The organism is Enterobacter sp. KB-221C9 (assembly GCF_041320715.1).
In the GTDB taxonomy this organism is placed as follows: domain Bacteria; phylum Pseudomonadota; class Gammaproteobacteria; order Enterobacterales; family Enterobacteriaceae; genus Enterobacter; species Enterobacter asburiae_D.
The window spans coordinates 1-1711 of the sequence record NZ_JBGIWG010000033.1 but is presented as its reverse complement, the minus strand read 5'-3'; the positions used below and the strand labels follow the sequence as shown (position 1 = coordinate 1711).

Here is a 1711-nt window from a genome sequence, read left to right as displayed (position 1 = left end):
ACTGCTCTTTAACAATTTATCAGACAATCTGTGTGGGCACTCAAAGTGACATGGATTCTTAATGTCTTCGGACAATAAATGAATACCAAGTCTCTGAGTGAACATACGTAATTCATTACGAAGTTTAATTCACGAGCATCAAACTTAAATTGAAGAGTTTGATCATGGCTCAGATTGAACGCTGGCGGCAGGCCTAACACATGCAAGTCGAGCGGTAGCACAGGGAGCTTGCTCCTGGGTGACGAGCGGCGGACGGGTGAGTAATGTCTGGGAAACTGCCTGATGGAGGGGGATAACTACTGGAAACGGTAGCTAATACCGCATAACGTCGCAAGACCAAAGAGGGGGACCTTCGGGCCTCTTGCCATCAGATGTGCCCAGATGGGATTAGCTAGTAGGTGGGGTAACGGCTCACCTAGGCGACGATCCCTAGCTGGTCTGAGAGGATGACCAGCCACACTGGAACTGAGACACGGTCCAGACTCCTACGGGAGGCAGCAGTGGGGAATATTGCACAATGGGCGCAAGCCTGATGCAGCCATGCCGCGTGTATGAAGAAGGCCTTCGGGTTGTAAAGTACTTTCAGCGGGGAGGAAGGCGATAAGGTTAATAACCTTGTCGATTGACGTTACCCGCAGAAGAAGCACCGGCTAACTCCGTGCCAGCAGCCGCGGTAATACGGAGGGTGCAAGCGTTAATCGGAATTACTGGGCGTAAAGCGCACGCAGGCGGTCTGTCAAGTCGGATGTGAAATCCCCGGGCTCAACCTGGGAACTGCATTCGAAACTGGCAGGCTAGAGTCTTGTAGAGGGGGGTAGAATTCCAGGTGTAGCGGTGAAATGCGTAGAGATCTGGAGGAATACCGGTGGCGAAGGCGGCCCCCTGGACAAAGACTGACGCTCAGGTGCGAAAGCGTGGGGAGCAAACAGGATTAGATACCCTGGTAGTCCACGCCGTAAACGATGTCGACTTGGAGGTTGTTCCCTTGAGGAGTGGCTTCCGGAGCTAACGCGTTAAGTCGACCGCCTGGGGAGTACGGCCGCAAGGTTAAAACTCAAATGAATTGACGGGGGCCCGCACAAGCGGTGGAGCATGTGGTTTAATTCGATGCAACGCGAAGAACCTTACCTACTCTTGACATCCAGAGAACTTTCCAGAGATGGATTGGTGCCTTCGGGAACTCTGAGACAGGTGCTGCATGGCTGTCGTCAGCTCGTGTTGTGAAATGTTGGGTTAAGTCCCGCAACGAGCGCAACCCTTATCCTTTGTTGCCAGCGGTCCGGCCGGGAACTCAAAGGAGACTGCCAGTGATAAACTGGAGGAAGGTGGGGATGACGTCAAGTCATCATGGCCCTTACGAGTAGGGCTACACACGTGCTACAATGGCGCATACAAAGAGAAGCGACCTCGCGAGAGCAAGCGGACCTCATAAAGTGCGTCGTAGTCCGGATTGGAGTCTGCAACTCGACTCCATGAAGTCGGAATCGCTAGTAATCGTAGATCAGAATGCTACGGTGAATACGTTCCCGGGCCTTGTACACACCGCCCGTCACACCATGGGAGTGGGTTGCAAAAGAAGTAGGTAGCTTAACCTTCGGGAGGGCGCTTACCACTTTGTGATTCATGACTGGGGTGAAGTCGTAACAAGGTAACCGTAGGGGAACCTGCGGTTGGATCACCTCCTTACCTTAAAGAACCTGCCTTTGTAGTG

The 1711-nt window shown here is 52.8% G+C and carries 1 rRNA gene; it reads left to right on the top strand.

The annotated features are described in order from the left end of the window. The first annotated feature begins 146 nt into the window (after positions 1-146). A 16S ribosomal RNA gene (locus tag AB8846_RS23265) occupies positions 147-1686 on the top strand. Positions 1687-1711: the final 25 nt, after the last annotated feature.